This is a genomic window from Occallatibacter sp. (assembly GCF_049802275.1).
In the GTDB taxonomy this organism is placed as follows: Bacteria; Acidobacteriota; Terriglobia; order Terriglobales; family Acidobacteriaceae; genus Telmatobacter.
Genome location: NZ_JBARMD010000664.1, coordinates 1 through 13,001, shown reverse-complemented (window position 1 = coordinate 13,001; position 13,001 = coordinate 1). Strand labels below are relative to the sequence as shown.

Here is a 13,001-nt window from a genome sequence, read left to right as displayed (position 1 = left end):
CAGCTTCTCACTAAGTGCGACGCTGATAGTGCTGCAAGAGATGTGAAGCGAACCGGGTTCAAGCGCGTCCATCAGGCCATTGGGGCCGAAGAGGACGTTTTCGTTCGCGGCATCGTCGAAGAGCATGGTAACGACAGCGTCGGCACCAAGCTCAGCTTCTGCCGGTGTGCCGGCGGCGATTGCGCCTTCGCGAAGCAGGGGTTCCATGCGGCCTTCTGTGCGGTTCCACACCCTTAGTTCGTGGCCGGCAGCGAGCAGTCGCAGCGCCATGGGTGTGCCCATCTGGCCGGTGCCTAAGAATCCGATTTTCATTATTTTCACTCCACACACCATCTTGTCATTGAAGCGCAGTACAACTGCAAGCGCCACGTGGGACGCACGATAGACTGTATCGATGCTGCGAACCATCAAGGCGACGCGTTATGTTGTTCCGCTGCGCGAAGGCGGATCTCTTCCTGCGATTGTAGAGGCCGACGACCTCGGCTTGTATGTCGTGAAATTTCGGGGGGCGGGGCAGGGGATTCTGGCGCTGATTGCAGAGTTGCTGGCGGGCGAAATCGGCCGAGCGCTGGGGCTGCGTGTGCCGGAAATCGTGCTGATGGAGATTGACGAGGCACTGGGACGGAATGAGCCGGACTATGAGATCCGACAATTGCTGAAGGCGAGTTCGGGTTTGAATCTGGCGCTCGATTATCTACCGGGATCGACGATGTTCGATCCCGCGGCGCGGGATACGGGTCGGCCTGACGAGGCTTCGATGATGGTTTGGTTTGACGCATTCACGCAAAACATCGACCGAACGCCGCGCAATGCCAACCTGTTGGTGTGGCATCGGAAGCTCTACCCGATCGACCATGGGGCGGCACTGTTTTTTCATCATGACTGGCCGTCGAGGGAGAAGAAGATTGCAGCGCCGTTCGCGGAGATCGAGCAGCATATTCTGCTGCCCTGGGCGAAGCGAATTCCAGAGGCTGCGAAGACTGCGCACGAGCGGCTGACGGAACCAGTGCTGCGCGGGATTGTGGAGTTGGTGCCGGATGCGTGGCTTGAGGGGATTCCGGGTGACGTGAATACGGCTGAGCGGCGCGCGGGTTACCTGGAGTTTTTCATGCGGAGGCTTGAGGGTTCCGCGATTTTTGAAGAGGAGGCGATCCGTGCCCAGTCCCGCCTCGTTTGATTACGCGATTTTGCGCGTGGTGCCGCGCGTGGAGCGGCAGGAGTTCATCAACGCCGGTGTTGTCGCTTTTTGTCTTGAGAAGAAGTATCTGGCTGCACGGATTCATCTGGATGCCGAACGGCTGAAAGCATTGTGGCCGAATGCGGACGTGGATCTGGCTCGGGAACATCTTGAAGCGGTGCGGCGGATTTGCGAAGGCGATCCGGCGGCGGGGCCGATTGCAAAGTTGCCGCAACGAGAGCGGTTTCACTGGATCATTTCGCCCCGGAGCACAATCATTCAGCCATCGCCGGTGCACACCGGCGTGTGCGACGGGACGGATGGGTTGCTGGATCGGCTTGCGAAGCAGTTTCTGGAAGTGTGAGGTGGAAGACCGCTCAGAGCGTGATTTAAAACTACCACCCAGTGAAGCGGCGAGACTCAAGCTGCGGCAGAAAAGCGTGTATTCGAGCTCGTTGCTGGACATGCGACGTCTAAAGGAAAAATCAAGATGAAAAGAGATCACCGCGGAATTAATCTCGCTTCGAAACCCAGTGGGGACGGGTGTGTGGAATGTCTGGAGTCACCGAAAGGTTGGTGGCTTCATCTCCGCCGGTGTGCCGAGTGTGGGCACATCGGATGTTGTGATAGTTCTCCGAGTCAGCATGCATCAAAACACGCAGCGGCGACAGGGCACCCGATCATAACCAGCTTTGAGCCGGGTGAGGACTGGTTCTACGATTACGAGAAGCAGGGGATGATCAAGGGTGTGGAGTTGCCTCCGCCGCATTCGCATCCAAGAAATCAGCCCACTCCCGGGCCAGCAGGAAGGGTGCCAGCCAACTGGGAATCCCTCCTGAACTAGCTGGCGTCGACCGATTTCATATCCGCGATAATGACGGCTACATTATCGAGGTCGGACAGAGCACCGATCTCACGTATGGTTAGCGCACGGCCCGGATGAGATTCGGATTAAACGGTTGTGGACGCTCGCTTGAGGCCTTCCGGGCGGGTACCGTCTTGTTCCCGGGGCTTTCGGAATACGTCAGCATCTTCCATGTCAGAAGGACGATAAGCCTGCATGACGAATTCCGAGATTCGAAAGTGTGTAGCTATTGTTGCGGAGCGACCAGCTGATGGGCTATCGCGAAGAGGGCCAGTTCGAGGCGGGTGGAGACGCCGGTTTTGTCGAAGATGTTGGAGAGGTGGCGCTTTACCGTTTCCTCGCTGAGCGTGAATTGCTTGGCGATGTCGCGGTTGCTGCAGCCTTCTACGATGCAACCAACAACGTCGAGTTCGCGCGGGGTGAGGCCGTAGGTTTTGCGTTGAGGCGGCTGGGCCTGGCGCATGAGATCATGCAGGGCCGAGACGAGGTTCACTACACGCTTGCCGCCGATCCAGTAATCACCGGCAAAGACAGTGCGAATGGATGTGTGGAGCGCGCCAGCGAGGGCATCTTTTAAGACAATGCCGCGTGCGCCGATGTGGAGAGCCTCAATGATCTGCTGAGTGGTAATGGTGGAGGTGAGAAGGATAATTTTGACCGTGGGAGAGCCATTCATGATGGCGCGCATGGCTTCAAGGCCGGGCAGGCGCGGCATCTGGACATCGAGCAGAAGGATGTCGGGGGTTTGCTCCAGAGTCTGGGTGATGGCCTCATCACCATCGTCAGCTTCTCCTACGACTTCGAAGCCGTCGCGCTCGGTGAGCATGTTGCGGACACCGATGCGGACTACAGGATGATCGTCGGCCAATACGATGCGGATGGGTTGTTGTTCCACGAGAGCCCTATACCTCCGAAAAGCCGGGACTAACTTGCAGGCAACCTAAGCAGCCCGCATTCAACAGCATGTTCCAGCTCTGTTTTCAATAGAGCGCAGGCGAGCCTGAGCTACGCTGGAAATTCCCTTTCAAGCATACGCTCCAGCCTTTGTGTAGCTGAATACAACTCTTGTAGTGCATCCCGACAGTTATCCAATTGGTCACTCCTGTTCTCGAAGAAGGCGCCAAGGCGGGCGGCCTGCATGGCGCCTGCCATTCCACAACCGCCCTTGATGGCATGCCCGATTCTGCGAATTTCGTCCTTATCTGCTGTGGCAAGGGCGTTCTCCAGCGCGACGAGGCGCTTGTGGAGGTCGGTTACGACAGCGGCGTAGATCTCGCGGACGGTGGCTTCGGTCATGAGCTGCCGGAACTGGGCGAGCGTGACGGGATTAATCACCAGGTCTTCAGAGTCCGTGATCTCCGGCTGGTCGATCTTAGGATTGTGCTGGCTGAGCAATTTCTGCAGATCTTCAGGGCCAAACGGCTTCAGCAGAAAGCCATCCGCAGCAGCAATAAGGTCGTCGGAAGGCGTGGAACCGCTGATGAGAATGATCTCGTCCTGATCAAGCTGACGAAGCTTGGCGATCAGTTCTGGCCCGCTGAGGCCTGGTAACTGGGTATCCAGTAATACCACGCCGGGTTTGATTGTGCCTGTTTCGAGGATCTTAAGGGCCTCGTTCCCGTCCTCCGCGCTGTGCACCATGTGACCGTGCAGCGTGAGGACGGTGGCGATCACCTCTCGGCTGACGAGGTCGTCGTCGATCAATAGGATCGTAGCTAATTCGTGCTTTTCACCGATGCCGAGCATGTGATTTGCCTTAATGGTGCCGTGATGGTGTTTCTACTCCTCTGCGACGCCGATTTCGTGGAGCCAGCCCGGAGACTTCAGCAATTCACGGGGCCGGGAACCATCGGCCTGGCCTACCAGGCCGTCGCGCTCCATTAAGTCGATGAGGTGCGCGGCGCGGCCATAGCCAATTCTAAGGCGACGTTGGAGCAGAGACGTAGAGGCTTTTCCAAATTCAAAAACCAAACGTACTGCGTCGTCGAACATCGGGTCGTTGTCGTCGCCATCGTTGCTGGAGCCTTCCATGCTCTGTTTTTCGTCGCGTGGCGACTCAAGGAAGCCTTCGACGTACTCGGCTTGGCCCTGGTCTTTCCAGAAGGCGACCACGGCCGCCGTCTCTTTCTCGCTAACGTAGGGGGCGTGCAGGCGTAGCAGGCGGCTGGTGCCGGGGGGGAGGAAGAGCATGTCGCCGCGGCCGAGGAGGGCTTCAGCACCGTTGGTGTCGAGGATGGTGCGGGAGTCGACCTTGGTGGCCAGGCGGAAGCTGATCCGGGTGGGGATGTTGGCCTTGATGAGGCCGGTAATCACGTCGACGCTGGGGCGCTGAGTCGCGAGCACGAGATGGATGCCCACGGCGCGGGCCATCTGGGCCAGACGCGTGATGGATTCTTCAACATTGGCGCGGTCGAGCATCATCAGATCGGCCAGCTCGTCGATGATGATGACGAGGAAGGGAAGGGGTTGCTCCTCCTGGCCATCGTCAAACAAAGATGGCATCGCGCCATCGAAAAGCTTGTTGTACTGGTCGATGTTGCGGACGCTGCGGCTGGCGAGGAGCTTGAGGCGGCGCTCCATTTCCCGGACGGCGTTGCGCAGGGCGTTGGCAGCCAGTTTTGGCTCGGTGATGATGGGCGTGAAGAGATGAGGAATACCTTCGTACATGCCGAGTTCCACGCGCTTGGGATCGACGAGAATAAGGCGGACCTGCGACGGCGTGGTGCGATAAAGCAGGCTCATGATCATCGCATTAATGGCGACAGATTTGCCCGATCCGGTGGAGCCGGCGATGAGGACGTGAGGCATTGAGGCTAAATCGGCAGTAACGATGCGGCCGTTGATGTCCTTGCCCATGGCGAGGGTGAGGCGCGACTTGGCCTTGGCGAAGGTTTCGGACTCGAGAACATCGCGCAGGTGAATGGTTTCGCGTTCGTGGTTCGGCACCTGGATGCCTACGGTGCTTTTGCCGGCCATGCGCTCGATGAGGATGCTTTCGGCGCGCATGGCGAGGCAGAGATCCTCGGCGAGGCCGGTTACGCGGCTGTACTTCACGCCAGCTTCGGGCTTGAACTCGTAGGTGGTCACCATCGGACCGGGATTGATGCGCTCGACAGCGCCACGGACGTCGAACTCGGCACACTTTTCTACCAGCACGCGGGCTTCGTCGCGGAGTTCGTCTTCGCGGACGACCTGCGGCCCGGAGCCGGAGTTGAGAAGAGTGCTGGGCGGCAGGCGGAATCCGCTGACGTTTTTGGGCGCGACGGTGACGGTACGTTCGTCGGCGTCGGCACGTTCGTGGATGGCGATGTTGCCGGGTGACGTTGCATGGGCGGCTGGAGCCGGTGCCGGAGTTGCAACGGGCGCTGGGTTCGGAGTGGGAGCAGCAGCGGGAATGGGAGCCTTAGCCGGGCGCATTTCAACCACGCTGCGCGAAGGTGCCTGGGTTACGGGAGCGGGGTGAGGGGTAACTGCCGGCGTGGGTGTTGGGGCGACCGGCGTGGCGGAGTCCGCCACTGTTCGTTCCCAGATGCTGTTGCGGCGCGGCGGAATGGGCTCATCAGCGGTTTTTGCGGCGCGCTGGAACGCGGGAATCTCATCCACTGGATCGGGCTCGGGGTCTCGCTTCTTCATGCCGAAGAGAGCGGCGAGGCGGCTCGGGCGTGCTGTGTGCACTTCGGCGACTGGTTCAGGTGTGTCGCCAATAGCTCCGGAGAAAAGCCGTTGTGCGGGACCGGGCTGAGTCTGTTCGGCAATACGCTCTTCCATGTCGCGCTTGCGCTCGGCGCGTTCCTCGCGCCAGTTGCTGTAGCGGTCGTGCCAGGCGACCAGATTGAGCCAGCGATCTTCGATTTGGGTCTTGATTGTCCAGAAGTCGATGTCGGAGGCGAAATAGAGGCCTGCGCCACCCAGCACGAGGGCTACCAGCCATGCGCCCTGCGTGTTGATGTAGACCGCGAGTGTGCTGGAAATGACGCGCCCCATTACGCCTTCAATCGGAACAGCGTGTAACCAGTGCCAATGCCATGGGAGTAGACCGAAGACAGCGGGCACGAAGGTGACAGCCAGGGCTGTCCCCATCCAGCGCAGGATCGCGTTGCCACAGGAGCGCGAGCGAATCCACCTCCAGCCCAGTCCGCCAATCCAGAGCGGGAAGAAGAAGACGGTGATGCCGAAGGCCTGGAGCAGAATGTCGCTGAGATAAGCGCCGAAGAGGCCGATCCAGTTTTGGACGGCGTGGGCTGGATCCGCACCGGAGGCAGTATTGATGGATGAATCCGTTGGATGGTAGGTGGCAAGCGCGAGGAAGAGGAGAACTGAGACGAGTGACAGCGCCAGGCCAAGAAACATGTTGAGCGCCCGGTTGCGCGTCGGCGACAGAATGATCGGAATCGGCTTCATTGAGGGGACGCCTCCGCGCCTGGACGCCGCAATCGACGCTGGAAGCTGCATGCAAAGACAGGGATAATGCGCGCCGAAGCCTCTGGTTTCAAGTCGACGCAACCATCGAGAAGCGGCGACCTACAACGAAATTGGACAGGACATCGCATTCCCTGGCTTTGCCGTCAAGGCGACGAAAAAACCCAGAGCAGCCCTTATTATCCCCGCTGCCAAGAGGGGTTTGCGGCCAAAACAGGGCGGGGGAACCACGGAATCCACCCCCACTGGGGATGGACCGAATTCTGCGGCGGCCGGCAGGTGTCTACGCTTCCGCTTATTAAAAAAGTACACTTCGGCTATCTTCATTCCAGACAGGAATTTGAGGCTTACAAAGTCATTTATTTCCACAGGCAGGTCGTTCACTCTTTGAACTAATCTACAACTCACTGCAGGTCCATGAGAGGCTCTATGGCAATCCCCCGCCGCCCCCTCCTGATCGCACTCGGCAGCATCGTTGGCCTCATTCTGCTCATTGCCATTGCGATCCCGATTTTTCTGAATGCGGACTCCTTCCGAACCCGCATCGAAACGGCGCTCACCACCTCACTTGGACGCAGGGTTACGCTCGGCAAACTCGACCTCTCCGTCCTCACCGGCAACCTGGTTGCCCGGGACACCTCTATCGCAGACGATCCGGCCTTCAGCACCCAGCCTTTCCTCGAGGCCTCGAAGGTGAAGATAGGCATCGAGATATTTCCTCTCATTTTCAGCCGCGAGATCCACATTACGGGCTTCGCAATCGACTCGCCTAAAATTACTCTTCTGCGCGCCGCAAACGGCAGATGGAACTACTCCACCATAGGCAGTGCGCAGCAGAACACAGGCGCTAACAAGGAATCCAGCAACCTTATCCCTAACCTCACGGTCGGCAACGTGAGCATCAGCGACGGTCAGTTGACTGTGGGCGGGGAGCCCGCTCCCGGAATGGCCGCTACCCCGCGACGTACGTACGATCAGCTCAGCCTGGAAGCAAAGGACTTCTCTTTCCAGAAATCCTTCCCGTTCTCCGCATCGGCCCACCTGCCGGGCGACGGGACTGTCTCGCTCAAAGGCAATGCCGGCCCCATCAATCCGCAGGACGCATCGCTTACTCCCTTCGACGCCCACCTGGAGGCCAAGCACATTGACCCGCTCGCGGCGGGATTCGTCGACTCCACTGCCGGCCTCACTGGCACGCTCGAATCCATCGACGTGCAGGCAAAATGGAATGGCCAGCAGCTTCACGTCGCCAACCTCGTCGTGGACACGCCGAGACTCACGCTCGTGCGCGAAAACAAGCCCACCGTTGCGCCGCCTCCGCCCGCGCCTGGCAGCAACGATATGCTGAGCACACTTACAGCCGACCACCTTCAGATCAAGAATGGGGCGGTCACCATCACCACGCCCGGGCAGGCCAAGCCTGCCGTCTACCAACAGCTCAACGCCGAGCTGACTAATGTCTCCCCCACTGCCGCCTCGCCATTCAAGCTAAGTGCGCAGATCCCCGGGGGAGGTTCTGTAACGGGTGACGGCACCGTAGGACCCATCAATCAGGCGAGCGCCATCGCAACGCCTCTCAATGCGCACATTGGGATTTCGCACCTCGACCTCGCCACCAGCGGAGTCGTTGCGCCGGATGCGGGAATCAGCGGCATCGCAAACATCGATCTTAAGGCTCAGTCCGACGGCAAGAATCTCAACGCAAACATCTCCGCGAACATCCAGGGTCTCCAGATCGCAAAGAACGGGTCGCCCTCTGCGAAACCAGTCGTCGTTCAGGTCACGGCCCTGCAGAACGTGCAGGCCCTCACTGGCCAGCTCCAGAACGCCGACATCGCCATCGGCAAAGCAATCATCAACATCTCGGGCACCTATCAGACCAGCGGAGCCACCACTACTCTCAATCTCAATGCGAGCACCAAGGCTGCATCGATCGACGAGCTTGAGGCGTTCCTGCCCTCTGTCGGTGTCCACCTTCCGTCCGGTTCGCGCCTCCAGGGCGGAACCCTCACGACGAGTCTCAGCGTCACCGGCGCTGTTGGTGCGCCAATCATCAGCGGTCCAGTCCGCATCGATAACACAAACCTTGCCGGGTTTGACCTCGGGTCGAAGCTGGGGCCTCTCAGCTCGCTGGCTGGAATCAAGCCCGGATCGGGCACCGCCATTCAGTCGCTCAGTGCGAACGTCGCGATTAACGGCGGAAATGTGCGCACGGACAACGTCTCAGTCGTCGTGCCTTCAATTGGATCGGCTACAGGTGCGGGTACTATCAGCGCAGCCGGCGCACTTAACTACAACGTCATCCTCAAACTCACGGGCGTGCTGGGCGCGGCCAGTAAGGCTGGGGCTGTTGCGGGCTCGGGAGGAATCGCTGGTTTGGTGGGTTTGATCCCCGGGGGTGCCGTGGGAGGCGCAGCCGGCAATGTCATAGGAAACTACGCGGGCGCTGCCCTCCGCAATGGCGTCCCTGTTGCCATCGGGGGGACGACCTCCAACCCGACCTTTACGCCCAACATGGGTGGAATCGTCAACAGCGCCACCAAAGGGACTCCCAGGAAGGGCGCGGCGAAGCCGTCCTCAAAAAGCACCGATTCACTCTCGAATGCTCTTGGTGGACTCCTGAAACCCCACTAGATGTTTACGTGAAGAACCAACTTCACAGCGATCATCCGAACTGCCCGGGGTTGAACTCGAGAGCTTAGCTGCCGAGGAGCTTGCTGCCCAAAACGAGGAGCAGGATGCCGAGCACGATGCGGTAGATGGCGAAGACCGTGAAGCCGTGGGACCGCACCCACATCAGGAACCACTCCACCACACCGAGGGCCACGATGAAGGAAACGACGAAGCCGATGGCGAGCACAATCCAATTCTGGCTGGTCATGTGAACTTCGGCGACGGGCACCGCTCCGGCTGCGAGCGCCGACTTGCCTGGATGAATCGACTTGAGCAGATCCCAACAGGTGGCGGCGATCATGGTGGGAATCGAGAGGAGAAAGCTGAATTCGAGCGCCGAGGGACGGTCGAGCCCGACCATCTGGCCGGCCGCGATGGTGGACATGGAGCGCGAGGTGCCGGGAAAAATGGCCGAAAGCGACTGACAGATACCGATCCAGATGGCCTGGCCGAGGCTCATCTCTTCGACGTGCAGCGTGTTTGGCTCGTATCGGGATGCGCGCGCGTCGATGACCCACATGATGATGCCGCCGAGGAGCAGCGCCCATGCCATGATTGCTACGCTGCCGAGGTGCTTCTCACTTATCTTGTGCAGCGGTAGCGCAATGATTGAGGTGAAGAAGAAGGCAATGAGGGTAAGTGAGATTGGGTGGTTCTTCCAGGTACGATCGCCGCTCTCGCCGCGTGGGAAGCTTTTGATGAAGGCGACGATGCGTTCGAGATAAAGAAGCACAAGAGCGAAGATGGCGCCTGCCTGAATTACGATCGTGTACATCTTCCAGTACGCATCGTCCAGGGGGATGCGCATTGCGGCCTCGGCGATGCGAAGATGCGCGGTCGAACTGACAGGAAGAAATTCGGTTAAGCCCTCGACGATGCCCAAGAGAACCGACTGAATATAGACGTTCAAAAAGCCTCCGGTATAAACAGGGGAATTCGGAATGCCATCGGTGGAGTCTGTTGGGATCTACTGTTTTTCGATGCCATAGACCGGAATTCCCTGATCCAATTTGAACACAAGCATCGAGGCTCGCGCAGTGTAGTCCGCCTGAGTAAATTTCTCTCTAAGTTTTGCGGCAAGCTCGCGGGCATGATTGTGCGCGGCGTCGCTTTTCTTGTCGTTATTGTCGGATGCGTACATGTCGGTGAGAACGGCTTGACGGTAAACCGCCAGATAAAGAGCTTGCGCGGTGCGGGGACCATCGGGGTGTTCAGCCGCATATTTTTCGTAGATTTCGGATTCCTTTTCGGGGCATTTTTCCTGCCCTTGCCAGTCGCCGCAGAGCTTGTTGTCAAGGAGTTCGAATGCAGCGTAGTCAGCCTGGCGGGTGCCCGGATAAAATTTGATGACCTTCTTCAGGCCGTCTTCGTCCATCTGCTCGCGCAGGTAGGGTGCTTGTTCCTTAGCGGAGGGACGGCTCGCGGAGTCAGCCTTTTGGATCTGCCAGAGGATGTCGGCGGCGCGCCATGCTGCCTCAGCGTCGAGGGGCGAGTTGGGGAACATCTCGACGATGCGACGATAGAGCAGGTGCGCGGTACGGGCGGCGTTCACCGGGCCGCGGGGATCAGAGGCAAGGGCTTCCTGGTCCGCTGCCGCGCCCATCAGGACCTGGTCACCGTTCGGCGTGTTCTCGATGACGATGCCCTTGGCCTGTATCCACCCTGAGATGGGCGGCGGGACGTCGGTGGTGTCGAATATAGGAGCGTCTGAGCTATGTTCCTCTTCGATGTCGGTGTTGGCGAAGACGCGCAGCCAGTCGCTACTTTTTTCGGCGACCACCATTTCCCTGCCTATCTGGACGCGGCCGACTTTTTGCGCACCGAGATCCGCGGAGACGTAGAGCCAGGTGACGCGAAGGGCCGTGGCCCGTGGGCCGGCCATGGGCTTCTGCAAGTTGTCTTTCTTCTTCTGGGCTGCGAGGGGCAACACCGAGAGAATGAGACAGAGCGCAAGTAGAGGGGCTGCGCGAAATGTTGAAGTCGTCACAGGAAAGATCATAGTCGAACGACGTCAGGCGTCGGTTTCGGTGAGCACCTGGGCAAGCAAACCGGGGTCGACGTTTCCGCCGGAGACTACGGCAATCGCATTCTTATAGGGGGGAAGCTGAGCTGAGTGGAAGAGAAGGGCCGCGGAGGAGACAGCTCCGCTGGGCTCGGGAACGATGCGTGCAGAGTTGACGATGGCTCGCATGGCGGCACGGATTTCGGCTTCGGTGACGGTGATGATGCCGTCGACGAAGGCCTGGATGTGGTCGAAGTTGCGCTCGCCGACGCTTTGGGTACGCAGGCCATCGGCGATGGTTCGGCTGGTTAGCTCGGCGCCCCAGGTGACGATCTTGCCGGTGCGGAAACTCTCGGCGGTGTCGCCAGCAAGTTCGGGCTCGATGCCGAAGACTTTCACGTGAGGGTCGAGGCGCTTGACTGCGGTGGCGACGCCGCTGAGGAGGCCTCCGCCGGAGACAGGAACGAGGACGAGATCGACGTCGGGGAGTTGTTCAACGATTTCAAGGCCGCAGGTGGCCTGGCCGGTGATGATTTGCTCGTCATCGTAAGGCGGAATGACGATGTAGCCGTGCCTGGCCACGAGTTCTTCAGCTTTGGCGAGACGTTCGCTGGAGGCGACGCCAACGTCGACGATTTCCGCTCCGTAGGCGAGGGTGGCGGCGCGCTTGATGGCCGGCGCGTTGGACGGCATGACGATTACAGCCTTTGCTCCGACCGCTCGGGCGGCATAGGCGACGCCCTGCGCGTGGTTGCCGCTGGAGTAGGTGATGACGCCGCGGGAGATTTCTTCAGGAGTGAGCTGGAGGATTTTGTTGGAGGCGCCGCGAAGTTTGAAGCTTCCGATGGGCTGGAGGCTTTCGGCTTTGAGAAATACGTTGCCAGAGAGGCTGGGGAAATAAGCGCGAACCAGAGGCGTTTTGACGGCAATGCCGGAGATGCGATCGGCAGCGGCGCGGATGGCGTCGAGCGAGACGAGTGTGTCGGTGGCGAGGGTCATGGGAGGTAGTTCTCCGGGACGGGACTGGCGGGAAGCGCCAGGAGTGCGGGGGCGAGGGCTAGGAAGGGCCGAGGGCGGCGCATGAGGAAATTTTACAGAAAAAGATGAGAACCGGCGTTGGGCAGTTTTCCTTGTAATCTGAGGGTCGAGTGAATTCCAAGAACGATATCGAACCGCTGAGATCGCTTTCGAAAGAAGAATATGAGCTGCTCCGCTGGATGTTTGAGCACGGATTGGAAGACCTCCGGACATTCCGGCCGCAACTGGAGAGCATTCGTGCAGCGAGAAGTTGCAAATGTGGCTGTCCTTCGATCCGGCTTGACGTTCCAGTGGGAGCGCCGCAGGGCAAAGATGCGGGCGAGACTATCGTCGGCGACTTCGCCGGGAAGACACAACGAGGAGAGTTGGTCGGCGTCTTACTTTTTCAGAAGGCTGGAAGACTGATCGAGCTTGAGGTCTATTCCGTGGATGGCCAGATCAAAGGCGATTCATCTGAATTTGGCCTTCCCTTGATCGAAAGCATGACACTTATTGTGTGGGAGCCTATACCGGGTCGCCCGGAGGCGAAGAAGTCGACCAATTTTCCAAAGAATGAATAATCGGGTTGGATCGCCTGCGCAACCGCGTTCGGAATCCTCAGAGAACAACGATCTGCGGAAAAACAAGAGCAGGTCCTTCGACTTGGTTTTGCGCTTGCGTGCCAAACTTCGCTCAGGAGGACAAAACTGGGCAGAGTCTGTGGTTTCCCACCCATGCCGCGATCAGGCTGCGCCATGGATGGGGCACGCAGGTGTTCAGGAGATGAGGAGGAAAGACAGCTGCAGGTCCCTCGACTTCGCTCGGGATGACAAGCGGGGTTTGACAAG

Annotated in this window: 12 protein-coding genes; 5 read left to right on the top strand and 7 right to left on the bottom strand. The window is 59.3% G+C overall.

The features are described 5' to 3' along the window. Positions 1 to 312 (bottom strand): NAD(P)-dependent oxidoreductase (locus WA354_RS22295; protein WP_472815224.1); only part of this gene is annotated, 312 nt, incomplete at its 3' end. A gap of 82 nt (positions 313 to 394) precedes the next feature. Here WA354_RS22295 and WA354_RS22290 point away from each other — a divergent pair. From WA354_RS22290 to WA354_RS22280, 3 genes are all read left to right on the top strand, one after another. Beyond that, positions 395 to 1,177 (top strand): HipA family kinase, encoded by a 783-nt coding sequence (locus tag WA354_RS22290; RefSeq protein ID WP_472815223.1) that lies wholly within the window; start codon positions 395 to 397, stop codon positions 1,175 to 1,177. Then, positions 1,155 to 1,541, top strand: coding sequence for a DUF3037 domain-containing protein (locus WA354_RS22285; protein ID WP_472815222.1), 387 nt, complete (start codon positions 1,155 to 1,157; stop codon positions 1,539 to 1,541). The genes WA354_RS22290 and WA354_RS22285 overlap by 23 nt, the downstream gene beginning before the upstream one ends. 126 nt (positions 1,542 to 1,667) lie before the next feature. Beyond that, positions 1,668 to 2,021, top strand: coding sequence for a UBP-type zinc finger domain-containing protein (locus WA354_RS22280; protein WP_472815221.1), 354 nt, complete (start codon positions 1,668 to 1,670; stop codon positions 2,019 to 2,021). A 247-nt stretch (positions 2,022 to 2,268) separates the two neighbouring features. Here the strand turns inward: WA354_RS22280 and WA354_RS22275 are convergent, their stop codons facing one another. From WA354_RS22275 to WA354_RS22265, 3 genes are all read right to left on the bottom strand, one after another. After that, positions 2,269 to 2,937 (bottom strand): response regulator transcription factor, encoded by a 669-nt coding sequence (locus tag WA354_RS22275; RefSeq protein WP_472815220.1) that lies wholly within the window; start codon positions 2,935 to 2,937, stop codon positions 2,269 to 2,271. Between the two features lie 110 nt (positions 2,938 to 3,047). Further along, positions 3,048 to 3,788 carry a response regulator gene (locus WA354_RS22270; RefSeq protein WP_472815219.1) on the bottom strand — a complete coding sequence of 247 codons (741 nt, stop codon included), beginning with the start codon at positions 3,786 to 3,788 and terminating at the stop codon, positions 3,048 to 3,050. A gap of 33 nt (positions 3,789 to 3,821) precedes the next feature. Beyond that, positions 3,822 to 6,443 (bottom strand): DNA translocase FtsK, encoded by a 2,622-nt coding sequence (locus tag WA354_RS22265; protein ID WP_472815218.1) that lies wholly within the window; start codon positions 6,441 to 6,443, stop codon positions 3,822 to 3,824. 447 nt (positions 6,444 to 6,890) lie between these two features. Here WA354_RS22265 and WA354_RS22260 point away from each other — a divergent pair, with 447 nt between their 5' ends. Then, positions 6,891 to 9,095, top strand: a complete 2,205-nt coding sequence (locus tag WA354_RS22260) for a DUF748 domain-containing protein (RefSeq protein ID WP_472815217.1) — start codon at positions 6,891 to 6,893, stop codon at positions 9,093 to 9,095. Positions 9,096 to 9,159: 64 nt separating this feature from the next. Here WA354_RS22260 and WA354_RS22255 read toward each other — a convergent pair whose 3' ends face one another. Genes WA354_RS22255 through WA354_RS22245 form a run of 3 tightly spaced genes read right to left on the bottom strand, consistent with a single transcriptional unit; the run spans position 9,160 to position 12,135 of the window. Continuing rightward, positions 9,160 to 10,044, bottom strand: a complete 885-nt coding sequence (locus tag WA354_RS22255; protein ID WP_472815216.1) for an undecaprenyl-diphosphate phosphatase — start codon at positions 10,042 to 10,044, stop codon at positions 9,160 to 9,162. A 57-nt stretch (positions 10,045 to 10,101) separates the two neighbouring features. After that, positions 10,102 to 11,121 (bottom strand): tetratricopeptide repeat protein, encoded by a 1,020-nt coding sequence (locus tag WA354_RS22250; RefSeq protein WP_472815215.1) that lies wholly within the window; start codon positions 11,119 to 11,121, stop codon positions 10,102 to 10,104. A 24-nt stretch (positions 11,122 to 11,145) separates the two neighbouring features. Continuing rightward, on the bottom strand, positions 11,146 to 12,135 hold the full coding sequence (locus WA354_RS22245; RefSeq protein WP_472815214.1) for a threonine ammonia-lyase: 990 nt from the start codon (positions 12,133 to 12,135) through the stop codon (positions 11,146 to 11,148). A gap of 149 nt (positions 12,136 to 12,284) precedes the next feature. Between WA354_RS22245 and WA354_RS22240 the strand changes: the two genes are divergently transcribed. Further along, complete coding sequence (locus tag WA354_RS22240) at positions 12,285 to 12,734, top strand: hypothetical protein (protein WP_472815213.1); 450 nt, start codon at positions 12,285 to 12,287, stop codon at positions 12,732 to 12,734. The last annotated feature ends 267 nt before the right edge of the window (positions 12,735 to 13,001 follow it).

Coding starts and splice junctions, on each gene's coding strand:
- WA354_RS22280 (WP_472815221.1), top strand. CDS start 1,668: ATGAAAAGAGATCACCGCGGAATTAATCTCGCTTCGAAACCCAGTGGG.
- WA354_RS22265 (WP_472815218.1), bottom strand. CDS start 6,443: ATGAAGCCGATTCCGATCATTCTGTCGCCGACGCGCAACCGGGCGCTC.
- WA354_RS22270 (WP_472815219.1), bottom strand. CDS start 3,788: ATGCTCGGCATCGGTGAAAAGCACGAATTAGCTACGATCCTATTGATC.
- WA354_RS22260 (WP_472815217.1), top strand. CDS start 6,891: ATGGCAATCCCCCGCCGCCCCCTCCTGATCGCACTCGGCAGCATCGTT.
- WA354_RS22245 (WP_472815214.1), bottom strand. CDS start 12,135: ATGACCCTCGCCACCGACACACTCGTCTCGCTCGACGCCATCCGCGCC.
- WA354_RS22290 (WP_472815223.1), top strand. CDS start 395: ATGCTGCGAACCATCAAGGCGACGCGTTATGTTGTTCCGCTGCGCGAA.